Source organism: Pseudonocardia adelaidensis, assembly GCF_039543345.1.
Taxonomy (GTDB): Bacteria; Actinomycetota; Actinomycetes; order Mycobacteriales; family Pseudonocardiaceae; genus Pseudonocardia; species Pseudonocardia adelaidensis.
Genome location: NZ_BAABJO010000021.1, coordinates 68,519 through 92,333, shown reverse-complemented (window position 1 = coordinate 92,333; position 23,815 = coordinate 68,519). Strand labels below are relative to the sequence as shown.

Here is a 23,815-nt window from a genome sequence, read left to right as displayed (position 1 = left end):
CCGTCCCCGGTGGAACCCGGTTGTTTTCCTTACGCAATTGCACGGACGTTTGGCCCGGGAATTCCGGGGAACGTCCTGCTCAGCGCCCGGCCGGAGAGGTGGCTTCGAAATGAGATGTCGCTCACTCTTCCGTATGCTTGTCTCCTGCGTCCCGACACCGGTAGTCCACCATGGAACCACCAACGGGCGGCGACTCAGCGCCGAGCGCGTCGGACCGCATTTGCACTGCGGAGGTGAGTCGAATGGATCCCGCTCCGATGGATCACCACGAGAAGATGCGGCTGCGTGCCGCTGCGTTCCGGGCCACCAGGCTGTACCCGGGGCCGGTCGGTGAGCTGGTGTCCCGCGAGCTGCTCACATGGGAGGAGTTCGGGTACCGCCTGGGTGGCGAGCAGCTGGTGATGCGGCTCGTCGACCACGTGCTGAAGACACCGATCCCGCAGCCCGCCGCGGAGGCCGAGGCGGCAGCGTAGCCGGGGGCTGACGCCCGGCAGCGCAGCCGGGCGCTAACGCCCGTACGTCGCCGTCACGGTGGGGGTGCCCCCCGACACGCCGTCGGCGAGCGCGCCCGCCGTGGCCGCCAGCACGAGCATCGCGGCGAGCGTGACGAAGCTGCCGGCATATCCCACGAGCGCGATTCCGGCGCGCACCCGCGCTGCCCGTCGACGACGAGTTGCGCGGGAGGAGTGGCAGGGCAACGCGGCAGGTGCGGCCATGCCCGTGCTATCGCGCTTCGTTCGCCGGTCGTTAACCCGGGAGCGCCAGGCGGTCGCGGAGCGCACGTTTGAGCACCTTGCCCGCGGCCGAGACCGGGATCTCGTCCACCAGGTGCACCTCGCGCAGCCGCTTGTAGGGAAGCACCTGCGCGTTGACCGCCTCCATCAGCGAGGCGACGTCCGGCTCGGCGAGCCCGGGCGCCACGACGAACGCCACCGGCAGCTCGCCCGCCACGGGGTCCGGCCTCCCCACGACGGCGGCGCCGACCACGCCGGGCCGGGCGTGCAGCAGCTCCTCCAGCTCCCGCGGGTACACGTTGTAGCCCTTGTAGAGCAGCATGTCCTTCTTGCGGTCGACGATCGACAGGTAGCCGTCCCCGTCGAGGGTGCCGATGTCGCCGGTGCGCAGCCAGCCGTCCACCAGCGCGGCGGCCGTCTCCTCGGGGCGGTCCTTGTAGCCCGCCATCACCTGGGGACCGCGGATGCACACCTCGCCCGGTTCGCCCGCGGGCAGCGGCTCCAGGCCCCTCGCGTCCGGCCGGACGATGCGGATCTCGGTGTCGTCGACCGGGGGCCCGACCGTGCCCGGCTTGCGCACACCCGACCGGGCCAGCGGGGCCTGCGTGGCCACCATCGTGACCTCGGTGAGGCCGTACCCCTCCGCGATCACGACCTCCGGCCCGAACCGCGCGCGCAGCGCCTCGATCATCTCCAGTGGCATGGGCGCAGCCCCTGAGGTGATCGACCGGACCGACGACAGGTCGCGCGTGGCGAGGTCGGGGTGGCGGAGCAGCGCGCCGAAGAGCGGCGGGGCGCCACCCAGCGTCGTGACGCGGAACCGCTCGGCGTCGGCGAGGTAGGCGCCCGGGTCGAACCGGTCGTGCACGACCAGCGTGTCGCCCTTCAGCACCGGCACGTTCATCCCGCCGATGGTCCCCATGGCGTGGAACCACGGGGTGACGGTGACGGCGCACCCCGTGCCGAGCCGGACGGGCCGCTCCTCGGGCGGCTCCACCTGGTCGAGCACCAGCCCGCCCGCTCCGTCGAGGGCGGGGACCGAGCCGCTGCCCCAGCACGCCGACTGGAGGGTGTTCACCACGACGTTGCGGTGCGGCAGCCGCACGCCCTTCGAGCGTCCGGTGGTACCCCCGGTGTAGGCGAGGTGGGCCAGGTCGGTGCGCACGTCGAGCGCGATGTCGGGCGGGACCGTCGGGGCGTCGGCGTGGAACGCCTCGAAGTCCTGCGCGTCCGGCACGGCCACCGGGCTGCCCGGGTCGAGCGCCTGCGCGCGGTCGGTGGCGAGCACGAGCCGGATCCGGGTGCGCGGCAGCACGGCCGCGAGGGCGGGCGCGGCTGGTGCCCAGGTGACGGCCGCGACGGCGCCGCAGTCGGCGAGCTGCGCGCCGAGGTCGGCCGGTGGGAGCAGCGGGTTGGCCGGCGAGAAGGTGGCGCCCGCCATGAGCGTGCCGTAGTACGCGATCGGGTACTGAGGGCAGTTCGGCAGGTGCAGCGCGACGACGTCCCCGCGCCCGATCCCGGCCGCAGCCAGCGCCTGCGCGAACGCCGCCGCCCGCGCGTACAGCTGGGCGAACGTGAGCTCCCGGCCGTAGTAGTGCACGGCGACGCGCTCCCCGAAGCGGCGCGCCGAGCCCGCGAGCATCGCGCCGACCGGCACGTCGGGGTACCGCATCAGCGCACCCCGCCCGGCGTGAACGCCACCGGCAGCCGCTTGATCCCGTTGATGAACATCGACGTCAACCGGTGCGGCGGCGCGGTGGCGGCGATGTCCGGCACCCGGGTGAGCAGCTCGCGGAACATCACGGTCATCTCCCGGCGCGCCAGGTGTGCGCCCAGGCAGAAGTGCGGCCCTGCGCTGCCGAAGCCGACGTGCGGGTTGGGCGAGCGGCGGACGTCGAACGCGTCCGGGTCGTCGAAGTGCGCAGGATCCCGGTTGGCCGCCCAGTAGAACAGCGCGACCTTGTCGCCCGCGCGCATCTGCTGCCCGCCCAGGACTGCGTCGACGGCGAGCGTGCGCCGCATGTAGATCACCGGGGACGCCCACCGGACGATCTCCTCGACCGCGGTGGGGGTGACGCCGTCGAGGTCGGCCAGCCACACGGCGCGCTGCTCCGGGTGCTCGGTGAGCAGGTGCAGCCCCCAGCTGATCGCGTTCCGCGTGGTCTCGTTGCCGGCCACGACGAGCAGGATGAAGAAGCTCGCCAGCTCGTCGGGGGTGAGCCGCTCGCCGTCGATCTCCGCGTTGACCAGGGCGGACGTGACGTCGTCCGTGGGGTTCTCGACGCGGTGGCGGCCCAGCTCGCGCATCAGCTCGGCCAGGTCGTGGCCCGCCTGCACCAGCACGGCGATGATGTTCTCGGTGCTCGCGACGTACTCGGGGTCGTTCGGCCCGAGGATGACGTTGGTGCGGTCGAACACGAAGTCGTACTGGCTCGCGGGCACGCCCATCATGTCGCACACGATCTTCAGCGGCAGGCGGGCGGAGATCGCGGTGACCGCGTCGCACTCGCCCTGGTCGATCACGTCGTCGACGATGGTGCGGGCGGTGTGCCGGACCTCGTCGGTGAGCCCGGCGAGCCGCTTCGGCGTGAACCCGCGGGAGACGATGCGGCGCAGCCGGGCGTGCCGCGGGTCGTCCATGTTGATCATCGAGCCGTAGAACTCGCGGAACTCCGGCGGCTGGTCCACCACGCTCGTCGCGCCCTTGCCCGAGGTGAACACCGCGGAGTTGCGGCTGGCCTCGGCGAGGTCGTCCAGCCTGGCGAGGGCCCAGAAACCGGGCCCGCGGGGGAGCCCGATGTCCGGCTCGGGGAAGAACGGCACCGGCTCGCGCTCCCGCAGGGCGGCGAAGGCTGCGGCGCGCGCGGCGATCGGCGCCGTCCAGAACCCGATGTCGGACAGGTCCGGTCGCCCGGCCCAGGTGCTCGCCGCGGTGCTGGTGCTCAACTCCGGCCTCCCCCGATTGTGGACCCGATCACATCCACACTAGTTACCGCGGGGTAGGACTCAAGGGGCGGACACTAACGCGCCAGTTCCCGGTCAGCCGCGGCCAGCAACCCCCGCTCGTACGCGACGCTGACGGCCTCCGTGCGGCTGCTCGCGCCCAGCTTGGCCATCACCCGCGACAGGTGCACGCTCACCGTCTTCTCGCTGATGAACAGCTCGGCGCCGACCTGCCGGTTGGTGCGGCCCCCGGCCACGAGCGCGAGCACCGAACGCTCGCGGGGCGTGAGCGGGTCGGGGCCGGCCGGCTCGGGGCCCGGCGGCGCCGGCTCCAGCTGCACTCCCGCCCGCTGCGCCAGCTCCCGCAGCGCCCCCGCGAGCGGGACGGCGCCCAACGCGGTGGCGGTGGCGAACGCCGCGCGCAGGTCGGGCTCGACGAGCGCGTGGGCGCCGCCGCCCGCCAGCACGGCCTCGGCGTGCCGCATCAGCGCGTACGCCTGCCGGTAGCCGACGGGTGCGGGACCGGAGCACGGGCCCGTGCCGCCCGTCTCGTACCCGAACGAGTCGGCGACCTCCCGCCACGCGGCGGGATCGGCCGCCCCGGTGAGCCGGCTGAGCTCGGCCCGCGCGCGCCGCAGCCACGCGGTGCCCTCGGGCCCGAGCGTGCCGGCCCGGGGGAGGCCCCGTTCGGCCGCCTCCTCGGCGATCCGCACCATCTCACGCGCCGCGGCCGTGGCCTCGTCGGCCGGCTGCAGCCCGGCGGCCGCCATCTCCACGTGGGCGGCCGCGCCGAGCGCCCCGAGCAGGATGCAGCCGAGGTGCGGCGCGAGCTGGGTGTAGGGCCCGATCTCGAGGCCGGTGATGGCCTCCCGGGCCCAGCCGGCCGCCTCGCCGGGCCGGCCCTGCCAGAGCGCGGCCTCGGCGCCCGCCTGCCCCATGAGCAGGATCACCTGCTCGTCGACGGGCGCGGAGTCGCGCAGCTCCTCGAGCCGCCGCTGGGCAGGGACGAACCGGCCACGGCCCACCGCGGTGAGCAGGCTCGCCGCGGCGAGCCGGGTGGCGACGACCGCCGACACCGACTCCCCGGCGATCTCGGCGGCCGCCTCCGCGGCGTCCCACTCACCGCGCATGAACCGCGCGATCACATGGGCCACCCGCAGGTTCAGCCCGTAGGCGCTCCACGTGGTGCCGGTGGCGGCGGCGCGCTCCTCGCCCGCGGCGAACTCCGCACCCGCCTCCGCGAGCCTGCCCTCGTCGAGCAGGGAGATCCCGAGCGAGTACGTGGCGCGCAGCTCGACGGCCAGGTTGCCGGACCGCCGCGCCAACGGCTTGGCCTCACCGAGGAGCTGCCGGGCGCGCTCCGGATCGCCGCCGTACTCGGCGCACACGGCCAGCGAGACCAGTGCGTCGGCCTTGGCGGCGTCGAGGTCGCCGTCGGGGTCGGACGGCAGGTGCCTGGCCACCGCGAGCGCCGTCTCCGCCTCGGTGACCGCCTCGGCGAACCGGTCGATCCGGGTGAGCACGCGGGCGAGCGTGGTGTGGATCCAGGCGAGCTCGGACGACGGCGGTTCGCGCTCGAGCAGCTCCAGCGCGCGGCGGGCGGTGGCGAGTGCCTCCTGCTCCCGGCCCGCCAGGTCCAGCAGCCGCAGCGCGTACCGCTGCCCGATCCGGGCGGTGAACGCCGGGTCGCCGCGCTCCTCGGCGAGCTCGAGGGCCCGCCTGCCGAGCGCGATGCCGCGGTCCGGGTCGCCGGTGGTGCTCGCGCCCCACGCGGCCCAGCGGGTGACCGAGCACTCGTCGACACCGGCCACCTCCTCCGCATCGGGCACGGCGCGCCACAGCTCGATGGCCCGCTCCGCGTGCAGCAGCACCTCGGCGGGCGCCTCGCGGTCGTCTGCCTCCATCGCGGCCTGGACCGACGCGGCCAGCGCGAGCCTCAGGTCGTGGCCCGCCATCGCGTGGTGGGCGAGCTCCGCGGCCCGGCCGGGCTCGGCGACCCCGCGCGGACCGGTGCCACCCGGCACCGCGAGCAGCTCGGCGTAGCGGGCGTGCACCCGGCTCCGCTCGCCCGGCAGCAGCTCGTGGTAGATCGCCTCGCGCAGCAGGGCGTGCCGGAAGTGGTAGCCGTCGTCGGCGCCGAACGACCCCGGCTCGGTGTCGGCCGCGACCAGGACGTGGTGGGCGACCGCCTCGCGCAGCGCCTGCTCCAGGTCGTCGTCGGGCAGGCCGGAGACCGCGGCCAGCCCGCGGTGGCTCACGCGCCGCCCGGCGACGGACGCGATCCGCAGCACCCGCTGCGTGGTGGCCGAGAGCCCCTCGATGCGGGCCACCAGCACCTCGACGAGCCCGTGCGGCAGGCCGTCGGACGAGGCCGACACCAGCTCCTCGGCGAAGAACGCGTTGCCCTCGCTGCGCCGGGCGATGCGCCGCAGCTTCGACTCGGGGAGGCCGCCGTCGGCGAGCAGGCGCACCAGCGCGAGCGACTCCCTGGCGTCGAGCGGCCCCAGGTCGAGCCGCTCGACCTGCGGCAGCCGCACCAGCTCCGAGAGCAGCGGTCGCAGTGGGTGGCGCCGGTGCAGGTCGTCGCTGCGGTAGGTGGCGAGCACGACCAGCCGCTGGCCGGTGAGCCGGGAGAGCAGGAAGAACAGCAGGTCGCGGCTGGAGCGGTCGGACCAGTGCATGTCCTCCACCACCAGCAGGGCGGGAGTGGTGGCGGTGAGGTCGTCGAGCACCGACAGGACGGCGTCGAACACCTGAAGCTGGCCGAGGTCGCGCTGCTCACCGGTGGCCGCCACCCTCGCCAGCCCACCCGGCAGCAGGTGGCGCAGCGCGACGTGCCCGGCGACCAGCTCGGGACGGGTGGCCGCCAGCGCGCCGACGATCTCGGTGAACGGCAGGTACGGCAGCGCCGACTCGGCGGTGTCGAGGCAGCGGCCCACCAGCACCGTGAACCCCGCAGCGGCCGCCCGCTCGACCGCCTCGGCGACCAGCCGGGACTTGCCCACCCCCGCGTCGCCCGACATCAACAGCCCGGTGGGCCTGCCGACCGCGGCGCGCTCGAGGGCACCGCCGAGCGCCGACACCTCGTGCCGGCGCCCGACCAGCTCGATGCCGACCCCCAGCCGCGCCACGCCGGTCATCGTGACACGGCGTACCGACGTTCTGCCTCGTCATTCCGGACCGCGGGACCGGTTGGGTGTGGATCGCTCCGGGGCGTCTCCCGGCGCCTGCGGCGCGCCTGGCGGACGAGCCGGGCGAGCCGGTAGTTCTCGGCGTCGGCCAGCAGCGCGGCGCGGTGGGCTTCCGACTCGACGGACAGGTGCGGGATGTCGACGAACATGGGACCAGGCTCGGCCTGAGGGTCCGGTCGCCGCATCGGGCGATCACGTCGTGCCGGCCACATCGGCCGCGCATCGCGGGTAAGGGGTCTGCTGCCGGGCCCTTACCCCGCGCTGGCGTGCGTGAACCGGGACACGTGCCCGGGTCAGCCGATGCCTCCGGCGGCGCCGCGCGTCGTGCGGATCTGACCCGAGGATGCGCCCGATCGTCGCTCCTGCGGCGCGCGCCTGAACCGCCGATCAAGGGGAGATGGTGGTCGAACGATCGGGAGCGACCACCTGCCCTTGATCGCCGCCGTAGCACCCGATGACCTCCCGGGTGCGGGCTCGCAGGTCGTGGTGCGGGACGGCCGCGTCCGGGTCGAGCGTCCGGATCCGGGCGATCACCGCCTCGGCGCCGGGCGTGTGCAGCCCGCAGAGCACCAGCAGCTCGGGTCGGCTCACGGAATCCCTCCGCGGTCGGGTACGTTGAGCTCAGTGAACATGGATTTCGTTTTCGAGAAGGGTGGAGGATGGCGCGCAACGAGCTGCGGCCGATCGTCCGGCTGAGGTCGACCGCGGGCACCGGCACCACGTACGTGACCCGCAAGAACCGGCGCAACGACCCGGACCGGATGGTGCTGCGCAAGTACGACCCCGAGCTGCGGCGGCACGTCGAGTTCCGCGAGGAGCGCTGAGATGCGGCCCGCCGCGCGCCGACCGCCGAAGCGGAAGGCCAACCCGCTCCACGCGCGGGGGATCACCGAGGTCGACCGGAAGGACGTGACCTTGTTGCGCACCTTCGTCTCCGACCGCGGGAAGGTCCGCGCCCGCAGGGTGACGGGGTTGACGCCCCAGCAGCAGCGACGGGTGGCCGTCGCGATCCGCAACGCCCGCGAGATGGCGCTCCTGTCCCACCCGCACGCAGGGAGGGGGTGACCGTGTCCCGCCGCTGCCGGCTCACCGGGCTCGAGCCCGGGTTCGGCAGGTCCGTCCCGCACTCGCACCGCCGCACGAGCCGGCGCTCCGACCCGAACGCCCAGACCAGGCGCTACTGGTACCCCGCACAGCAGCGCCACATCCGGCTGCGGCTGGCCACGGACGCGATCCGCACGGTCGACCGGATCGGCGTCGACGCCGCGGTGGCGCGGAACCGGGTGCCCGGAGGGAGGACCTGATGGCGACGAAGGCGAAGATCGCGCGCAACGAGCACCGCAAGGCCGTGGTGGCGCGCTACGCCGCCCGGCGCGCCGAGCGGAAGGCCGTGCTCGCGCGGCCGACGGCCACCCCGGACGAGAAGGCGCGGGCCCAGCGGGAGCTCGCCCGCCAGCCCCGCGATGCCAGCGCCACCCGCGTGCGGAACCGCGACTCCGTGGACGGGCGCCCGCGCGGCCACCTGAGGGCCTTCGGGGTGTCCCGGGTGCGGCTGCGCGGGCTCGTGCACGACGGCCTACCTGCCCGGGGTGCGCAAGGCGAGCTGGTGACGGGCACCCGTTTCCGGGCGTGCCCGGGGGTTGTGTAGCATCGTCTGCGGCCGTGCGGGAGTGACCGTCCGCTCGGTCTGCCGCCCCTTTAGCTCAGTCGGCAGAGCGTCTCCATGGTAAGGAGAAGGTCTACGGTTCGATTCCGTAAAGGGGCTCTGCGGAGCGGCGAGTTCGGCTCCGCGAAGCGGCGTAGCTCAGTCGGTAGAGCAAGCGGCTCATAATCGCTGTGTCGCCGGTTCAAGTCCGGCCGCCGCTACCAGGACCCCAGAGACACACAGCAAGCAGGAGGCACCCGCGATGGCCAAGGCCACGGACATCCGGCCGAAGATCACGCTGGCGTGCGAGCAGTGCAAGCACCGCAACTACATCACCAAGAAGAACCGGCGCAACGACCCCGACCGGCTCGCCATCAAGAAGTTCTGCCCCAACTGCGGCACCCACCGAGAGCACCGCGAGACGCGCTGAGCGTGCTCGACGCCTCGTACGTCGGGAGGGCACTGCCCCCGACGGCTCCCTACCGGGTCGGCCGCGAGAAGATCCGGGAGTTCGCCCTCGCCATCGGCGAGGGCGCTTCCGTGTGCCGGGACGTCGGCGCCGCCCGGGCGGCGGGCCACCCCGACGTCGTCGCGCCGCCCACGTTCGCCGTCACGTTCACGATGCCGGCGATCGAGGCGTTCCTGCGCGACCCCGCCTTCGGCTGGGACTACCTCCGCATGGTGCACGGTGACCAGTCGATCACCCTGCACCGGCCGATCCACGGCGGCGACGACCTGGTGACCACGATCCACGTCGACGACCTCAAGACCCGCGGCGGCAGCCACATGCTGACGCTCCGCTGCGAGGTCGCCGACACCGCGGGCGAACCGGTCGCCACCACGCGGCTGCTGCTCGTCACGGCCGCCGAGGAGGCACGGGCGTGACCGAGGCCGGCGACGAGCTCCCCCCGCTGTCCGTGCGCGTCACGCGCGCCGACCTCGTCCGCTACGCCGGCGCGTCCGGCGACTTCAACCCGATCCACTGGAGCGACCGCGTCGCCGCGTCGGCGGGCCTGCCCGGCGTCATCGCCCACGGCATGCTCACGATGGCGCTGGCCGGCCGGCTCGTCACCGACTGGGCGGGTGGCCCCGCCGCGATGCGCAGCTACGGCGTGCGCTTCACCCGCCCCGTCGTGGTGCCCGACGACGACGAGGGCGCCCTCGTCGAGATCAGCGGCAAGGTCACCGCCGTCACCGAGACCGATGATGGCGAGCGCATCGCCAAGGTCGCCATCACGGCCGCGTTCGAGGGGAAGACCGTGCTCGGGCGCGCCGTCGCCGAGGTGGCCGTCCCGTCGGAGTGAGCCTCCGGTTGCCGGTGGCAGTGCTTGGGTCGATCCTCGGCCCCGCCACCATCGGCTTGACCCGGAGGGAGCACGACGTGCAGTTCGGGAAACTCGTGGACAAGGCGTGGGAGGACAAGTCGGCCGCCGAGATCCTCAAGGCACCGCCGTCCGCGCTCGAAGGACTGAGCGAGAGGCACGACGAGGCGCTGAAGGAGATCGGCATCAAGACCGTCGGCGACCTCGGCAAGTGGAAGTACGCCTCCCGCGCGGCTGCGCTCGTCGCGCTGGCCGAGCTCGACAAGTGAGGCGTCGCCGGACGGGACCCGTGCCCGTCCGGCGCCTGCCTTCGCCGCTACCTCGCCTCGGCCAGGAAGGCACCCATCCGCTCCACGCCGGTGCGCAGGTCGTCGTCGCCGAGGGCGTAGGACAGCCGGAAGAAGCCCGGTGTGCCGAACGCCTCCCCGGGCACCACCGCCACCTCGGCGTGCTCCAGCACCGCGGCCGCCAGCTCCACGCTCGTCCGCGGACGGGTGCCCCGCAGCTCCTTGCCGAGCAGCGCCTGCACAGACGGGTAGGCGTAGAACGCCCCGCGCGGTGTCGGGCACTCGATACCCGGGATCGCCCGCAGCAGGTCCACGATCGTGCGGCGCCTGCGGTCGAACGCCGTGCGCATCTCGACGACGGCGTCGAGCGGCCCGGAGATCGCCGCGAGGGCCGCGCGCTGCGGGACGTTGGCGACGTTGGACGACAGGTGCGACTGCAGGTTGGCGGCCGCCTTGACCACGTCGGCCGGGCCGGCCAGCCAGCCCACCCGCCACCCGGTCATCGCGTACGTCTTGGCGACGCCGTTGACCACGATGCAGGTGTCGGCCAGCTCGGGCACGACCACCGGCATCGAGACGGCCTCGGCGCCGTCGTAGACGAGGTGCTCGTAGATCTCGTCGGTGATCACCCAGATGCCGTGCTCGACGGCCCACCGTCCGACCGCCTCGGTGAGCTCCCGGGAGGCGACAGCGCCGGTCGGGTTCGACGGCGAGCACCACAGCAGCACCTTCGTGCGCTCGGTGCGCGCCTCCTCGAGCTGCTCCACCGACGGCAGGTAGTCGGCCTCGGGGCCGCAGACGACCGGCACCGCCACCCCGCCGGCGAGCGCAACCGCCTCCGGGTAGGTGGTCCAGTAGGGCGTGGGCAGCAGCACCTCGTCGCCCGGGTCCACCAGCGTGGCGAAGGCCTGGTAGACGGCCTGCTTGCCGCCGTTCGTGACGAGCACCTGCGACGGCGCGACCTCGAGGCCGGAGTCCCGGCGCGTCTTCTCGGCGATCGCCTCCCGCAGCTCCGGCAGGCCCGCGGCGAGCGTGTAGCGGTGGTTGCGCGGGTCGGTGCAGGCCGCCTCGGCCGCGGCGACGATCGGGGCGGGTGTCGGGAAGTCCGGTTCGCCCGCGCCGAAGCCGATCACGGGCCGCCCCGCCGCCTTCAGCGCCTTCGCCTTCGCGTCCACGGCCATCGTCGCCGACTCGGCGATGCCACCGATGCGGGCGGAGATGCGGCGGGTCGCGGGGACCGTGCTCGGAGTGCTGGCAACCATGGCAGCATCCTCCCCCAGCGGGTCGCCCGCGGCCCCGGTGCCCCACCGGGGGTGTGCGGTGACGGGAGCCGGTGTGGGGTGCCGTACACTCGACGTGCTGGGTGTACCGCACCGCGGTGCACTCCTTCGCTCGTGGGTTGGAACCCCGGGCGGAGCTGGTCTAGGGGTGTAGCTCAATTGGCAGAGCAGCGGTCTCCAAAACCGCAGGTTGCAGGTTCAAGTCCTGTCGCCCCTGCCACTGCAGGATGTGCTGGATCGGAGTAAGGGACGAACGGCGGCCGGGCCGCGGGTGAGCTGGAGGATGCGGGCGTGACTGAGGAACGCGAGGCGCGCGGGAACGGGCGGGAGCGCCCGAGCACCGCCGCCGACCGTCGGGGTCGGCGCTCCGGGCCTGCGCCCACCGGCGACACCCGGGGCGGCCGGGCCGCGGTCCGCGAGGCCCGCCCTGCGCGCGTGTCGCCGTTCGGCAAGCTCGCCCGGTTCCTGCGCGAGGTGGTCGCCGAGCTGCGGAAGGTCATCTGGCCCACCCGCAACCAGCTGGTCACCTACACGATCGTCGTGCTGGTCTTCGTGTCGTTCATGGTCGCGCTGGTCTGGCTGCTGGACTTCGTGTTCGCGCAGGGAGTCATGTACCTGTTCGGCACGTGACCACGGCCGCCACCACGCACGACACGAACGAAGGAAGCGAGAGGCACGTGACCGAGCGCGAGGCTGACCAGCTCGATGGCGCGGCGGTGTCCGCGGACGCCGTCGAGGAGCCGGCCGCGGCCGCCGACGCCGAGCTCGCGGACGCGGACGACACCACCGACGTCGACGACGGCACCACCGACGCCGACGACACCGCTGACGACACCGACGAGGTCGACAACACCACCGACGAGGTCGACGGTGCCGAGGCCGACACCACCGCCGAGGCCGATGCGGCCGAGGAGGAGGCCGACCCGATCGAGGAGATGCGCGCCGCCCTGCGCCGCGCCCCCGGCGACTGGTACGTCGTGCACTCCTACGCGGGCTACGAGAACAAGGTCAAGAGCAACCTCGAGACCCGCATCCAGACCCTGGACGTCGAGGACTTCATCTACCAGGTCGAGGTGCCCACCGAAGAGGTCACCGAGATCAAGAACGGGCAGCGCAAGCAGGTGCAGCGCAAGGTGCTGCCCGGCTACATCCTCGTTCGGATGGAGCTCAACGACCAGTCGTGGGGCGCCGTCCGCAACACCCCGGGGGTCACCGGCTTCGTGGGCGCCACCTCGCGCCCCTCGCCGCTGTCGCACGACGACGTCATCAAGTTCCTGCTCCCGAAGGTCGAGCCCAAGCAGCCGGCCGCCGCGGGGGCCGGTGCCAAGGCCGACGTCGCCGCGGGCGCTGCAGGCAAGGCGGCCGTCGAGGTCGACTTCGAGGTCGGCGAGTCGGTCACCGTGATGGACGGCCCGTTCGCCACGCTCCCGGCCACCATCAGCGAGGTCAACGTCGACGCCCAGAAGCTCAAGGTCCTCGTGTCCATCTTCGGCCGCGAGACCCCCGTCGAGCTGGCTTTCAGCCAGGTCTCGAAGATCTGACCCACGCCGCGGCAGGCAGGTCCGCGGCGCGCAGGAAAACCACGACAGGGAAACGACATGCCTCCCAAGAAGCGGAAGCTCTCCGCGATCATCAAGCTCCAGATCAAGGCGGGTGCGGCCACGCCGGCCCCGCCGGTCGGCCCCGCGCTCGGCCAGCACGGCGTCAACATCATGGAGTTCTGCAAGGCGTACAACGCCGCCACCGAGTCGCAGCGCGGCGACGTGGTGCCCGTCGAGATCTCGGTGTACGAGGACCGCTCGTTCACCTTCGAGCTCAAGACCCCGCCCGCGGCCAGGCTGCTGCTCAAGGCCGCCGGCGTCGAGAAGGGCAGCGGCGAGCCGCACCGCAACAAGGTGGCCTCGGTCACGATGGAGCAGGTGCGTCAGATCGCGCAGACCAAGATGCGCGACCTCAACGCCAACGACATCGACCAGGCCGCCAAGATCATCGCCGGCACCGCGCGCTCGATGGGCATCACCGTCAACGGCTGATCCCGGCCGCAGTACGCGTGGGAGAGCTGGCTCGGCTCGCACCACGACTTGACAAGGAACAAGAGGACAGAGCAATGGCACAGCGCAGCAAGGCATACCGCCAGGCGGCGGAGAAGATCGAGGACGGGCGGATCTACAGCCCGCTCGAGGCCGCCCGGCTGGCGAAGGAGACGTCCAGCGCGAAGATGGACGCCACCGTCGAGGTGGCGATGCGTCTCGGGGTCGACCCCCGCAAGGCCGACCAGATGGTCCGCGGCACCGTGAACCTGCCTCACGGCACCGGCAAGACGGCGCGCGTCATCGTGTTCGCCACCGGTGACAAGGCCGCCGAGGCCGAGGCCGCCGGCGCCGACGTGGTGGGCGCCGAGGACCTCATCGAGCGCATCCAGGGTGGCTGGCTGGAGTTCGACGCCGCGATCGCCACCCCGGACCAGATGGCCAAGGTCGGCCGGATCGCCCGCATCCTCGGCCCGCGCGGCCTCATGCCCAACCCGAAGACCGGCACCGTCACCCCGGACGTCACCAAGGCCGTCCAGGACATCAAGGGCGGCAAGATCAACTTCCGGGTGGACAAGCAGGCGAACCTGCACCTCGTCATCGGCAAGGCGTCGTTCGACACCGAGAAGCTGGTGGAGAACTACGGCGCGGCCCTCGACGAGATCCTGCGGGCCAAGCCCTCGGCCGCGAAGGGCCGGTACGTGAAGAAGGTCACGATCTCCACGACCATGGGCCCCGGCATCCCGGTCGACCCGAACCGCACCCGCAACCTGCTGGTGGACGAGACGGTCACGGCCTGATCGACGGATCCCCGAAGCTCCCGGTGCCCCCCCGCGCCGGGGGCTTCGTCGTGCCGCGGGGAAGTCCAGGAACGCCACGTTCCTGTCCTCCAGGTTCAGGAACGTGGCGTTCCTGAACCCCGGTCCGCCCAATCGGCCAGCACCTGCTCCACCGGCTCCGGCTCGCCGGGAGGGCCGGGAAGCTCCGTCGTCGTGCGGGAGAACCTCGGGGCCGGAGCCGCCTGGGGCACGCCGTCGCGCTCGACGATCGTGCCGCGGGCGGCCAGGTGCGGGTGGGCGGGCACCTCGGCGAAGGGCAGCACCGGGGTGACGCACGCGTCGGTGCCTGCGAACACCTCCGCCCACTCGTCCCGGACGCGGGAGGCGAAGACCTCCGTGAAGCGGGCCCGCAGCGTCGGCCAGCCTGCCCGGTCGTACTGGGCCGGCAGGTCCTCGCCGTCGAGGCCGAGCCCGGCCAGGAGCGCGGCGTAGAACTGCGGTTCGAGCGCCCCGACGGCGACGTGCCTGCCATCGGCGCAGGTGTAGGTGTCGTAGAACGGCGCGTGCCCGTCGAGCAGGTTCGTCTCGCGCGCGTCGGTCCACAGCCCCTGCCCGCGCATCCCCCACATCATCTGGACGAGCAGCGAGGCGCCGTCCACCATCGCGGCGTCGACCACCTGGCCCTGCCCGGAGCGCTGCGCCTCCCAGAGCGCGGCCAGCACGCCGACGACCAGGAGCATCGAGCCGCCGCCGAAGTCACCGACGAGGTTCAGCGGCGGGACCGGCCGGTCCCCGGCCCGGCCGACGGCGTGCAGGGCACCGGTGAGCGAGATGTAGTTGATGTCGTGTCCCGCGCGTGCGGCCAGCGGCCCGTCCTGCCCCCACCCGGTCATCCGCGCGTAGACGAGGCGCGGGTTGCGCGCGTGGCAGTCGGCGGGGCCGACCCCGAGCCGCTCGGTGACGCCCGGCCGGTAGCCCTCCAGCAGCACGTCGGCGTGCTCGACGAGGCGCAGCACGGTCTCCCGTCCCGCGGGGTCCTTGAGATCGGCGGCGACCCGGCGCCTGCCGCGCAGGGTCGGGTCGGCACCCGGCTCGCCGAGCTGGAGCCCGCCGGTCGGCCGGTCGACGCGGACGACGTCGGCGCCGAGGTCGGCCAGCACCATCGCCGCGTGCGGCCCCGGCCCGATGCCGGCGAGCTCCACGACCTTCAACCCGACCAACGGCCCTGCGTTCACGTGCCCCGCTCCTCCGGTCACTCGTTCCCCGCACCCCGCGGGCCGCCGCCGATCCGCTCCTGGCCGGGCCGACGGCACCCTACACACCGGCCCCGCTCCCGAGGAGCGATCACGCCACCGCCACCGGCTCGCTCTCCACCGCAGCGCCCGGGCGGTCGAGCTCCGCCCAGGCCGCCGCGAGCCGGTCCACCGCATCGTCCATCCGGTCCCGCCCGAGGGTGAACGGGAGCCGCAGGTACCGCTCGAACGCCCCGTCCAGGCCGAACCGGGGTCCCGCCGCGAGCAACACGTCGTGACGCCGGGCGGCGCCGGTCAGGCGGCTCGACTCGGGCCTGCCGAGATCGACCCACAGGCTCAGCCCGCCGCCCGGCCGGGACGGGCGCCAGCCGGGGAAGGTGCGGGCGAGCCTGCCGAGCAGGTGGTCGCGGGCGGCGAGCAGATCACGGCGCCTGCTCGCGACGAGGGAGCCGTGGTCGGCCAGCAGCCGGGCGGTCGTGAGCTGCTCCAGCACCGGTCCGCCGAGGTCGACGCCGGCGCGGGCGGCGGCGAGCCTGCGCACCATCGCGGCCGACGTGCGGATCCAGCCGATCCGCAGCCCACCCCAGAACGTCTTGCTCGCCGACCCGATGCTCAGCACGAGCGGGGAGTCGGCGGCGCCGTGCGCCGCCACCGGCACCACGGTCTGCCCGTCCAGCGCGAGGTCGATGAGCGTCTCGTCGATGAGGAGGGTGGTGCCCGTCCGCCGGGCCAGCTCGACGAGCCGGGCCCGGTCCTCGCCGTCGAGCAGGGCGCCGGTGGGGTTCTGGAAGTCGGGGATGAGGTAGGCCAGCCGCGGCGCGGCGTCCCGGACCGCCGACGTGAGCAGGTCGAGGTCCCACCGGCTGCCTCCGCCCGGGTCCGGCGCCATCGGGACCGGGATGGGCCGGGCGCCGCGGGTCGTCACCGCGCCGAGCGCATTCGGGTAGCTCGGGTGCTCGACGAGCACCCGGTCACCGGGCCCTGCCAGCACCATGAGGGCGAGGTGGATCCCGTGCACCCCGCCCGCCGTCACCAGTACCTGGTCCGGCGTCGTGGGAAGGCCGCTCGCGGTGTACCGGTCGGCGATGGCCGCGCGCAGGGCCGGCTGGCCGCTGAGGTCGTAGCCGTGGCCGGTGAGCAGCGCGTCGAGATCCTGGACGGCGGCCGCCGCCGCGGCCCGCAGCGCGGCGCGCGGCGCGGGGAGCGCGGCGTGGGCGAGGTCGTACAGCGGGCTGCCGCCGAGCGGTGAGAACGGGGCCGGGCCCGTGTCGTCCGGCGGCCCGGCGGGGAGCTGGGTCCAGCTGCCTGCCCCGCGCCTGCTGCGGAGCACGCCCGTGCTGCGCAGCGCCTCGTAGGAGGTGGCCACCGTGGTCCGGCTGACCGAGATGGCCACGGCGAGCTCGCGCTCCGCGGGCAGCCGCGTCTGGATCGGCAACCGGCCGTCGAGGACCAGCAGCCGGATCCGGTCGGCCAGCGCCTCGGCCAGGCCCCTCCCGCCGGGTGGCCGCCAGTCGCCGAGCAACCGCGCGAAGCTGGTGGCGCCGATGCGGCGTTCGATGTCGACCCGCTCCACGCGATCCACCTCCGGAATTGGCACTGCCAGAGCAGGCCAATCCTAGGAGCGTGCGTCAGGACCGGAGGGCGGGCGGGTCCACTCCCACTGGCCGCGCGTGAGGACCTCGACCGGGTGTCCGCCGTCGTCGCGGCGCTCGGCGCTGTAGGCATAGCGGCCGGCCTGCCAGCCCTCCTTCTCCGCCACCGCTCCCAGGTACGAGGCCGCCCACCGCTGCCACTCACCGGGTACGGCGGGAGGCGGGTCCGGCGCCTCGCAGGCGATGTCCATGAACGGGTGGAAGGTGCCGCGCAGTCCGGTCCACATCCTGACGTCCAGCCACACGGTATCCACAATGGAGTATTGGCCTACGCCGTACGGCCCAACCAATCCTCCACCTGATCGGGCTAGGCGCTGAGCAGGTCCGCGCGGCCGGCGGCCTCCAGGTGCTGGCGGTACGGGCCGAACAAGCCCTTCGCCATGGGCAGGACGGTGAGCAGCTTCGCCACCGGTCCCTTGGCCCGCACCTGACCCTTGGCGAGCGCGACCGGGAGGATCACCTTGCCGAGCCAGAACCGGTTGCCGGTGTCGGCGGACATGAACAGCTCGACGTTGGGTTCGGGGCCCGCACCCGCACCCTCGTGGACCTGCGTGTTCGGCATGTCCACCGTGAGCACGGCGTCCGGGTCGCTGTAGGTGATCCGCAGGACGATGCCGCTGGGCCGCAGCTTCTCCACCAGCACCGGGTCCTCCATCCCGCGCCGGAAGATCCCGCCGAGGAACTCGTAGACCTCCGCCTCGTCGCGAAACGCCGCCACAGCCCGCCTCCTGGTTCGTTGCCGACGGGGAAGTCTCGCCCAACCGCCGCGCGGTGGGGGACCGCACGATCGGGCCACGTCCGGCCCGCACGGGCCAACCCGTGCCGACGAACGGACCGTCGGGCGGTCGGGTACCGAGGCGCCGACGGGTCAGCGAGCGCGCCGCGGCGCGTCGTCCAGCAGGCCGTAGCGGCCGGCCAGCGCGGCCGCCTCGATCCGGTTCGCCGCGCCCAGCCGGTGCAGCAGGCTCGCGATCATCCGCTTGGCCGTCCGCTCGCTCACGAGCATGACCTTCGCGATCTCGCTGGTCTCGAGGCCCCGCGCGAGCAGCGCCCACAGCTGCAGCTCCCGGTCGTCCAGCCGCTCCACGACCTCGCCGCCTACGCGCTCCCCCGCGGCGAGCAGCGCGTCGAGCAGGTCGGGCGGCACGACGCGGACGCCCGCCGCGATCGTCAGCAGCGGGGCGACCAGCACCTCGGGATCGGCCGACTTGGCCAGGAAGCCCGCGGCCCCGGCACGCAGGGCGGCGGTCGCCAGGCCGAGGTCCTCGGTGCCGGAGAGCGCGAGGATGCGCGTGCGGGGGTAGGCCGCGGTGATCCGCCGGATGGTCTCCACGCCGCCCAGCGGGGGCAGCGCGAGGTCGACGATCGCGATATCTGCCGCCTCGCGCCCGACGAGCGCGACGGCCTGCTCTCCCGCGGTGGTGGACCCGGCCACCGCGAAGGTGTCGCCGGCGCGGGACTCGAGCAGCAGCGCGAGGCCCTGCGAGAACAGGGCATGGTCGTCGACGATGACCACGGCGTACCGGCCCTCCCGCACAGCAGGACCGTAGCCGCTCGCCCCGTCCTGGTGGGTGGGCGTCCAGCCCCCCGTTCGTGGGGTGCGCGATGGGAGATGCTGGCCCCGTGCACATCGACGGTCCCGCCGCGGTGCTGCGGTCGGTCGAGGAGCGCACCGCCGTCGTCATCCGGCTGCTGGTGGTCTGCTCGGTCGGGCTGGCGCTCGTCGTGGAGCCGGGGCTCGCACGTGGCCGGGCGCCGTTGCTCGGGGCGCTCGTGGCGGCGACGCTCGGCTACGCGCTTGTGCTCGCCATGGCCGAGTGGCGTGGCCCACCGTTGGTGCCGCCGCGGCTCGCGACCTCGATCGACGCGGCGCTCGCCCTGCTGGCCTGCGGTCTCACCGGCGGTGCGGACAGCGTGATGGTCGCGATCCTGCCGCTCGTGGTGATCGCGGTGGCGCTGCGGGGCGGTGTGGTGGTGGGCCGGCTCGGGGCCCTCGGTGTGGGTGCGGGGTTCACCGTCGCCGCGCTCGCGGGATCCGACCCGCAGGTGCCGATGGCCGACCGGTGGGCGGCGGGCGCCTGGTGGACCGGCTACCTCGTGGCGGCCGCCGTGCTCGTCGGGGTGCTGCTGCGGATGCTGGAACGCCAGTACGAGGACGCCGCGGAGTCGCGGGCGCGGGCGCGGGCCGAGCACGAGGCGTTCCTGGAGGAGCGCGACCTGCGGTCCCGGCTGCTCGCCGCCCAGCAGGCGCGGCTGGACGGCGTGCGCGTCGTGCTGCACGAGTTCCGCACGCCGGTCGCGTCGCTCACCGCGCTGTCGGCCGACCTCGCGGCCGACCGGCTCTCCGGCCCGGCCCGGGAGACGGCCACCCGGCTGCTCGCCGAGCACGCCCTGCACCTGCGCGACATGCTCGACGGCCTCGCCGATGTCGCCGTGCAGGAGGGGAGCCCTCTCGGGCGGGTGCGAGAGCGGACCGTGCGGCTCGGGGAACTGGCCGGCGCCGTGCTCGACGCGGCGGGTGTCACGCCGGAGCGGCGGGTGGCGCACGTCGAGCCGCCGGGCGCCGCGGTGCGGTGCGACCCTCAGCGGCTGCGGCGCGTGCTCACCAACCTGGTCGAGAACGCCGCCCGGCACAGCGGGGACGCCCCCGTCGAGCTGGACCTCCGGCACGCCGATGGCCGGCTCGTCGCCGAGGTCCGCGACCGCGGCCCCGGCCTGCCCCGGGGCCAGGAGGGGGTGGTGACGGCCAAGGGGGTCGCGCTGGGGGAGCGCCGGGGCACGGCAGGCCTGGGGCTGTGGATCGTGGAGGCGCTGGTGGCGGCGATGGACGGCGAGCTGCGCTTCCTGCCCAGGGACGGCGGTGGCCTCGTGGCGCACCTCGACCTCCCGATCCGGCCGCCGGCCCCCGAACCGTGAGTGGATACGAGTGCTCCAGCACCCGTATCCGCTCACGACCACCTGTGGCACCCGCGGGCCAGCGCAGGAACCCGCGGGCCGCTGTGCACCTGCGTGATCGCGGTCATGCTCTGCCCATGAAGACCACGGCAGCGGTGCTCTGGGAACTCGGCGGCAAGTGGGAGGTCGACGAGGTCGAGCTCGACGGGCCGCGCGCGGGCGAGGTGCTGGTGGAGCTCGCCGCGAGCGGGCTGTGCCACTCCGACGAGCACCTGGTCACCGGTGACCTGCCGGTCGCGTACCCGGTGGTCGGAGGCCACGAGGGGGCGGGCCGGATCGTGGAGGTCGGCCCCGGCGTGACCGAGGTGGCGGTCGGCGACCCGGTCGTCATGACGTTCCTGCCCAGCTGCGGGCGCTGCAGCTACTGCGTGCGCGGCTACACCGCCCTCTGCGACGACGGCGCGGGCGCCACGCTCGGCCCGCAGCTGGACGGCACCTACCGCTTCCACGCCCGCGGCGAGGACATCGGACAGATGTGCCTGCTCGGGACGTTCGCGAAGCACACCGTCGTGCCGGTCAAGTCCGTCGTGAAGATCGACGAGGGGTTCCCGCTGCACCTGGCCGCGCTCGTCGGCTGCGGCGTCACGACGGGCTTCGGTTCCGCCGTGCGCACGGCCGAGCTGCGGGCGGGAGACACGGCCGTGGTGATCGGCATCGGCGGCATCGGCGCCAACGCCGTGCAGGGTGCCCGGATCGCGGGCTGCCGGTACGTCGTGGCCGTCGATCCGGTGGAGTTCAAGCGGGAGAAGGCGCTCGAGCTGGGCGCCACCCACGTCGCGGCGAGCGTCGACGAGGCGTGGAACACCGTCTCGTCGATCACCCGGGGGCAGCTCGCGGACGCCGCGATCCTCACGACGGGGGTGGCGGAGGGCGCGCAGCTGCAGCCCGCGCTGCAGCTGGTCGGCAAGCGGGGGCGCGTCGTCGTCACGGCGCTGGGGCACCCCGGCGAGGACACGGTGTCGATGTCGCTGCTGGAGCTCACGCTCTACGAGAAGCAGGTGCGCGGCGCGCTCTTCGGCAGCTCGAACGGCCAGCACGACGTGCCCCGGCTGCTGGAGATGCACAACCTCGGTCAGCTGAAGCTCGCCGAGCTGATCACGCGCGAGTACGCGCTCGACGAGATCAACACCGGCTACCAGGACATGCGGGAGGGCCGCAACATCCGCGGCCTGATCCGTTTCTAGGAGGACCAGATGTCCCAGCGCACCGGCTTCACCAGCCTCCGGCGGGGCGGGATCAACTTCGACTCGTTCCCGATGCGGCTGTTCACCAAGGGCAACGGCCGCCAGTGGAACCCGGCGGACATCGACCTGAGCCGGGACGCGGCGGACGTCGCGGCGATGACCGACGAGGAGCGCTGGTGGACCTGTTCCCTCGCCGCGCAGTTCATGGCGGGCGAGGAGTCGGTCACCCAGGACCTGCAGCCGTTCCTGGGCGCGATGGCCGCCGAGGGCAGGCTCGCCGACGAGATGTACCTGACCCAGTTCGTCTACGAGGAGGCCAAGCACACCGAGGCCTTCCGCCGCTGGTTCGACGCCGTCGGCATCACCGACGACCTGAACTCCTACATCGCCGACAACGAGCCCTACCAGCAGATCTTCGCCAAGGAGCTGCCGGAGAGCCTGCAGACGCTCGCCCACGACCCGTCGCCGCGCAACCAGATCCGGGCCTCGGTGACCTACAACCACATCGTCGAGGGGACGCTGGCGCTCACCGGCTACTTCTCCTGGCAGAAGATCTGCACGAGCCGCGGGATCCTGCCCGGGATGCAGCAGATCATCAAGCACATCGGCGACGACGAGCGCAGGCACATGGCGTGGGGCACCTTCACCTGCCGCCGCCACGTCGCCGCCGACGACGCGCTGTGGGACGCCGTCGACGAGCGGATGCAGGAGCTGCTGGTGCCGGCGATGGGCGTGGTGACCGCGACGTTCGACCGGTGGGACGGCCCACCGCCGTTCGACGTCGACATGAACGAGATGGCCGAGTACGCGATGGACAAGGTCGGTCGCCGCCTCGGCGCCATCGAGACCGCCCGCGGCGCGGACCTGCGCACCATCGACGTGGATGCGAGCCCGGAGGCCCTCGAGGAGCGCTTCCACGCGGAGGACAGCGCCCAGCTGGCGGCGGTGGGCTGAGCACCCGGAGCCGGCTCGCGCCCGGGGTGCGTGGAGCGGGACGGGGTGCTCCCGCGCGTCAGCGGGCCGTGCGGCGCAGCTCGCCCGTCACGACGGGGGACCACTCGTCCACGCCGGGCGCGCGGAACCACTTGCCCCACCGGTAGCCGTCGGTGGTGGGGGTGAAGGTCGTCCGTGCCGAACCCCGTTCGGTGGTGCGTTCCAGCACGAGCTCGGCGTCGTGCCAGGTGCCCCGGCCCGCGGGTTCGGGCGGGTATCCGAAGTTGTCGAAGGAGTAGAGGAGCACCTCGCCGGTGGCCGGGTCGGTGGTGAACACGTTGAGCGCCCGGAACGCCACCGCCCCGTCGCGCTCCTGCACCTGGTGCTGTACGAGCACGCCGCCGTCGAGTCCGCGTTCGCCGCGCACCCGCCCGATGGCCGGCCCGCCCGTCGCCCACGGGGTGCTGCTGACGTCCTCGGGCCCGCTCAGCTCCCCGACGAGGAACTCCAGCTGCGCGAGAGGGGGCGGCCTCATCGAACTCCTCCGTCGAACCGGTGAACGACCCGAGCCTAGGAGGCTGCACGAGGTTCGGATCGGTCAGGACCAGCTGGGATACGCAGGCGCCGTCTCGGCGTACCGCTCCTCCCAGCTCGGCAGCGGGACGGCGGACAGGTGGGCGTCCAGCCGGTCGAGGAACGCGTGGGTGCCGGGGATGAACCCCGTGGCGTTGCGGACGGACAGGCCGCGGTGGGTGAGCGTGAGCAGCGTGCCCGCGCCGTCCTCGACGAGCTCGTAGCGGACGACGCCGTCCTCGACGATGCGCTGGCGCCACTCGTGCTCGAGCACGTGCGGCGGGTCCCACACCAGGATGCGCCCGGTCATGCGCTTCGCCCCCACCGCGGCGGGGGGATCGGCGGCCACCATCTCGATGGTGCCGCCCGCCCGCCCGTCGATGGCGGTCTCGCCGAACCACGCGCCGCGCTCGGCCGAGTCGGTGAGCGCGGCCCACACGGTCTCGACGGGGTGCGGGAGGTGGCGGCGGAAGGTGATCGTGGCGTGGTCGCCGTCGATCTCGAGCTCGCCGTACCGGTCGTCGGTCATCTGCCCTTCCCTTCTCCGTCGCTCCAGCGCGTCGAGGTGGTCGCGCCAGTACCTGCGGTAGCGGTCGAGCCAGTCCTCGATCTCGACGAGCCGGTCGGCCCGGAGCGTGTAGATCCGGCGCTGGCCGTCGGGCCGGACCTCGACGAGGCCGACCTCGCGCAGGATCCGCAGGTGCCGGGACACGGCCGGCTGGGTGAGCGTGGGCAGGCTCGCGACCAGCTCGCCCGCCGCCCGCTCCCGCTCGGCCAGCAGATCGAGAAGCGCCCGGCGATGTGGCTCGGCGACGGCCTCGAACACGTCCATGGGCAGAAGTATGATGGCGAGCGTATATACGCGTCAACAGATATGCTTTCGCGCTCGACCCGGTGACGGCCCGTGCTCGTCGGGGAGGGGTCAGGGGACCGCGAGCGACGGCGTACTGCGCCTGGTCGACCTGTTACGGTCCGATCGGAGCAACTATCGCTCCGACCCTGACTCGCGAGTAACCCGCCTCAGCGGGTGTCGTTGTCCCGTTGTGGGCAGCCG

At 73.5% G+C, this 23,815-nt stretch carries 28 protein-coding genes, 3 tRNA genes and 3 pseudogenes; 19 read left to right on the top strand and 15 right to left on the bottom strand.

Annotated features, from left to right (window positions below; translation table 11 throughout):
- Nucleotides 1–242 precede the first annotated feature (242 nt).
- A complete protein-coding gene (locus tag ABEA81_RS25655) occupies nucleotides 243–473 on the top strand; it encodes a hypothetical protein (RefSeq protein ID WP_345607906.1) in 231 nt (76 codons plus the stop codon).
- Between the two features lie 33 nt (nucleotides 474–506).
- Here the strand turns inward: ABEA81_RS25655 and ABEA81_RS25650 are convergent, their stop codons facing one another.
- The 6 genes from ABEA81_RS25650 to ABEA81_RS25625 all read right to left on the bottom strand — a co-directional run bounded on the left by ABEA81_RS25650 (nucleotide 507) and on the right by ABEA81_RS25625 (nucleotide 7,459).
- Nucleotides 507–650, bottom strand: coding sequence for a hypothetical protein (locus ABEA81_RS25650; RefSeq protein WP_345607905.1), 144 nt, complete (start codon nucleotides 648–650; stop codon nucleotides 507–509).
- Between the two features lie 97 nt (nucleotides 651–747).
- Entirely contained in the window at nucleotides 748–2,406 is a 1,659-nt protein-coding gene (locus tag ABEA81_RS25645) for a class I adenylate-forming enzyme family protein (protein WP_345607904.1), read from the bottom strand.
- Nucleotides 2,406–3,680, bottom strand: a complete 1,275-nt coding sequence (locus tag ABEA81_RS25640) for a cytochrome P450 (RefSeq protein ID WP_345607902.1) — start codon at nucleotides 3,678–3,680, stop codon at nucleotides 2,406–2,408. Before ABEA81_RS25640 ends, ABEA81_RS25645 begins: the two co-directional genes overlap by 1 nt.
- Nucleotides 3,681–3,754: 74 nt before the next feature.
- On the bottom strand, nucleotides 3,755–6,817 hold the full coding sequence (locus ABEA81_RS25635) for a helix-turn-helix transcriptional regulator (RefSeq protein ID WP_345607901.1): 3,063 nt from the start codon (nucleotides 6,815–6,817) through the stop codon (nucleotides 3,755–3,757).
- Nucleotides 6,814–7,017, bottom strand: a complete 204-nt coding sequence (locus tag ABEA81_RS25630) for a hypothetical protein (RefSeq protein ID WP_345607900.1) — start codon at nucleotides 7,015–7,017, stop codon at nucleotides 6,814–6,816. Before ABEA81_RS25630 ends, ABEA81_RS25635 begins: the two co-directional genes overlap by 4 nt.
- A 238-nt stretch (nucleotides 7,018–7,255) precedes the next feature.
- A complete protein-coding gene (locus ABEA81_RS25625) occupies nucleotides 7,256–7,459 on the bottom strand; it encodes a hypothetical protein (protein WP_345607899.1) in 204 nt (67 codons plus the stop codon).
- Between the two features lie 68 nt (nucleotides 7,460–7,527).
- Here ABEA81_RS25625 and rpmG (ABEA81_RS25620) point away from each other — a divergent pair, with 68 nt between their 5' ends.
- The 10 genes and pseudogenes from rpmG (ABEA81_RS25620) to ABEA81_RS25575 all read left to right on the top strand — a co-directional run bounded on the left by rpmG (ABEA81_RS25620) (nucleotide 7,528) and on the right by ABEA81_RS25575 (nucleotide 10,104).
- Nucleotides 7,528–7,692, top strand: a complete 165-nt coding sequence (gene rpmG, locus ABEA81_RS25620) for a 50S ribosomal protein L33 (RefSeq protein ID WP_345607898.1) — start codon at nucleotides 7,528–7,530, stop codon at nucleotides 7,690–7,692.
- A 1-nt stretch (nucleotide 7,693) separates the two neighbouring features.
- Entirely contained in the window at nucleotides 7,694–7,933 is a 240-nt protein-coding gene (gene rpsR, locus ABEA81_RS25615; protein ID WP_345607897.1) for a 30S ribosomal protein S18, read from the top strand.
- Entirely contained in the window at nucleotides 7,930–8,172 is a 243-nt protein-coding gene (gene rpmB / locus ABEA81_RS25610) for a 50S ribosomal protein L28 (RefSeq protein ID WP_345607896.1), read from the top strand. The genes rpsR and rpmB overlap by 4 nt, the downstream gene beginning before the upstream one ends.
- Nucleotides 8,172–8,478, top strand: a pseudogene (gene rpsN, locus ABEA81_RS25605) (30S ribosomal protein S14). Before rpmB ends, rpsN begins: the two are co-directional and overlap by 1 nt.
- Before the next feature lie 82 nt (nucleotides 8,479–8,560).
- Nucleotides 8,561–8,633 (top strand) — tRNA-Thr (locus ABEA81_RS25600).
- Nucleotides 8,634–8,661: 28 nt separating this feature from the next.
- Nucleotides 8,662–8,737 (top strand) — tRNA-Met (locus ABEA81_RS25595).
- Between the two features lie 38 nt (nucleotides 8,738–8,775).
- On the top strand, nucleotides 8,776–8,943 hold the full coding sequence (gene rpmG, locus ABEA81_RS25590; protein ID WP_345607895.1) for a 50S ribosomal protein L33: 168 nt from the start codon (nucleotides 8,776–8,778) through the stop codon (nucleotides 8,941–8,943).
- A gap of 2 nt (nucleotides 8,944–8,945) precedes the next feature.
- Nucleotides 8,946–9,398, top strand: coding sequence for an FAS1-like dehydratase domain-containing protein (locus tag ABEA81_RS25585; protein ID WP_345607894.1), 453 nt, complete (start codon nucleotides 8,946–8,948; stop codon nucleotides 9,396–9,398).
- Nucleotides 9,395–9,817 carry a MaoC family dehydratase gene (locus tag ABEA81_RS25580; protein ID WP_345607893.1) on the top strand — a complete coding sequence of 141 codons (423 nt, stop codon included), beginning with the start codon at nucleotides 9,395–9,397 and terminating at the stop codon, nucleotides 9,815–9,817. Before ABEA81_RS25585 ends, ABEA81_RS25580 begins: the two co-directional genes overlap by 4 nt.
- Nucleotides 9,818–9,894: 77 nt before the next feature.
- Complete coding sequence (locus ABEA81_RS25575; protein WP_345607891.1) at nucleotides 9,895–10,104, top strand: hypothetical protein; 210 nt, start codon at nucleotides 9,895–9,897, stop codon at nucleotides 10,102–10,104.
- A gap of 47 nt (nucleotides 10,105–10,151) precedes the next feature.
- Here the strand turns inward: ABEA81_RS25575 and ABEA81_RS25570 are convergent, their stop codons facing one another.
- Nucleotides 10,152–11,384 carry a pyridoxal phosphate-dependent aminotransferase gene (locus ABEA81_RS25570; protein ID WP_345607889.1) on the bottom strand — a complete coding sequence of 411 codons (1,233 nt, stop codon included), beginning with the start codon at nucleotides 11,382–11,384 and terminating at the stop codon, nucleotides 10,152–10,154.
- Between the two features lie 162 nt (nucleotides 11,385–11,546).
- On the opposite strand from ABEA81_RS25570, the gene ABEA81_RS25565 reads away from it, so the two are divergent.
- From ABEA81_RS25565 to rplA, 5 genes are all read left to right on the top strand, one after another.
- Nucleotides 11,547–11,622 (top strand) — tRNA-Trp (locus ABEA81_RS25565).
- 71 nt (nucleotides 11,623–11,693) lie between these two features.
- Nucleotides 11,694–12,032 carry a preprotein translocase subunit SecE gene (gene secE / locus ABEA81_RS25560; protein WP_345607888.1) on the top strand — a complete coding sequence of 113 codons (339 nt, stop codon included), beginning with the start codon at nucleotides 11,694–11,696 and terminating at the stop codon, nucleotides 12,030–12,032.
- A 47-nt stretch (nucleotides 12,033–12,079) separates the two neighbouring features.
- Nucleotides 12,080–12,943 carry a transcription termination/antitermination protein NusG gene (gene nusG, locus ABEA81_RS25555; RefSeq protein WP_345607887.1) on the top strand — a complete coding sequence of 288 codons (864 nt, stop codon included), beginning with the start codon at nucleotides 12,080–12,082 and terminating at the stop codon, nucleotides 12,941–12,943.
- Nucleotides 12,944–13,000: 57 nt separating this feature from the next.
- On the top strand, nucleotides 13,001–13,435 hold the full coding sequence (gene rplK / locus ABEA81_RS25550; protein WP_345607886.1) for a 50S ribosomal protein L11: 435 nt from the start codon (nucleotides 13,001–13,003) through the stop codon (nucleotides 13,433–13,435).
- A gap of 74 nt (nucleotides 13,436–13,509) precedes the next feature.
- Complete coding sequence (gene rplA, locus ABEA81_RS25545) at nucleotides 13,510–14,232, top strand: 50S ribosomal protein L1 (protein ID WP_345607885.1); 723 nt, start codon at nucleotides 13,510–13,512, stop codon at nucleotides 14,230–14,232.
- A 95-nt stretch (nucleotides 14,233–14,327) separates the two neighbouring features.
- On the opposite strand, the gene ABEA81_RS25540 is transcribed toward rplA, so the two are convergent.
- The 5 genes from ABEA81_RS25540 to ABEA81_RS25520 form a co-directional block, all read right to left on the bottom strand.
- Nucleotides 14,328–15,446: a CaiB/BaiF CoA transferase family protein gene (locus tag ABEA81_RS25540; protein WP_345607883.1), complete on the bottom strand. Its 1,119-nt coding sequence runs from the start codon at nucleotides 15,444–15,446 to the stop codon at nucleotides 14,328–14,330.
- 109 nt (nucleotides 15,447–15,555) lie between these two features.
- Complete coding sequence (yczR, locus tag ABEA81_RS25535; RefSeq protein ID WP_345607881.1) at nucleotides 15,556–17,037, bottom strand: MocR-like transcription factor YczR; 1,482 nt, start codon at nucleotides 17,035–17,037, stop codon at nucleotides 15,556–15,558.
- Nucleotides 17,038–17,079: 42 nt separating this feature from the next.
- Complete coding sequence (locus ABEA81_RS25530) at nucleotides 17,080–17,361, bottom strand: hypothetical protein (protein WP_345607879.1); 282 nt, start codon at nucleotides 17,359–17,361, stop codon at nucleotides 17,080–17,082.
- Nucleotides 17,362–17,423: 62 nt separating this feature from the next.
- The gene (locus tag ABEA81_RS25525) at nucleotides 17,424–17,834 is read right to left on the bottom strand and encodes a sterol carrier protein (protein WP_345607877.1); all 411 of its coding nucleotides are present in this window, start codon (nucleotides 17,832–17,834) and stop codon (nucleotides 17,424–17,426) included.
- 150 nt (nucleotides 17,835–17,984) lie between these two features.
- The gene (locus tag ABEA81_RS25520; protein WP_345607875.1) at nucleotides 17,985–18,653 is read right to left on the bottom strand and encodes a response regulator transcription factor; all 669 of its coding nucleotides are present in this window, start codon (nucleotides 18,651–18,653) and stop codon (nucleotides 17,985–17,987) included.
- 86 nt (nucleotides 18,654–18,739) lie between these two features.
- Here ABEA81_RS25520 and ABEA81_RS25515 point away from each other — a divergent pair, with 86 nt between their 5' ends.
- The 3 genes from ABEA81_RS25515 (at nucleotide 18,740) to ABEA81_RS25505 (ending at nucleotide 22,209) form a co-directional block, all read left to right on the top strand.
- Nucleotides 18,740–20,032: a sensor histidine kinase gene (locus ABEA81_RS25515; protein ID WP_345607873.1), complete on the top strand. Its 1,293-nt coding sequence runs from the start codon at nucleotides 18,740–18,742 to the stop codon at nucleotides 20,030–20,032.
- Nucleotides 20,033–20,148: 116 nt separating this feature from the next.
- Nucleotides 20,149–21,255 (top strand): NDMA-dependent alcohol dehydrogenase, encoded by a 1,107-nt coding sequence (locus ABEA81_RS25510; protein WP_345607871.1) that lies wholly within the window; start codon nucleotides 20,149–20,151, stop codon nucleotides 21,253–21,255.
- A 9-nt stretch (nucleotides 21,256–21,264) separates the two neighbouring features.
- Entirely contained in the window at nucleotides 21,265–22,209 is a 945-nt protein-coding gene (locus tag ABEA81_RS25505; RefSeq protein WP_345607869.1) for a R2-like ligand-binding oxidase, read from the top strand.
- Nucleotides 22,210–22,267: 58 nt separating this feature from the next.
- Here the strand turns inward: ABEA81_RS25505 and ABEA81_RS25500 are convergent, their stop codons facing one another.
- The 3 genes and pseudogenes from ABEA81_RS25500 to ABEA81_RS25490 all read right to left on the bottom strand — a co-directional run.
- Nucleotides 22,268–22,723 carry a DUF1579 domain-containing protein gene (locus tag ABEA81_RS25500; protein WP_345607867.1) on the bottom strand — a complete coding sequence of 152 codons (456 nt, stop codon included), beginning with the start codon at nucleotides 22,721–22,723 and terminating at the stop codon, nucleotides 22,268–22,270.
- A 63-nt stretch (nucleotides 22,724–22,786) separates the two neighbouring features.
- Nucleotides 22,787–23,233: pseudogene (locus tag ABEA81_RS25495) on the bottom strand (SRPBCC family protein); the annotation flags it as partial.
- A gap of 60 nt (nucleotides 23,234–23,293) precedes the next feature.
- Nucleotides 23,294–23,593: pseudogene (locus ABEA81_RS25490) on the bottom strand (ArsR/SmtB family transcription factor); the annotation flags it as partial.
- Nucleotides 23,594–23,815 lie beyond the last annotated feature (222 nt).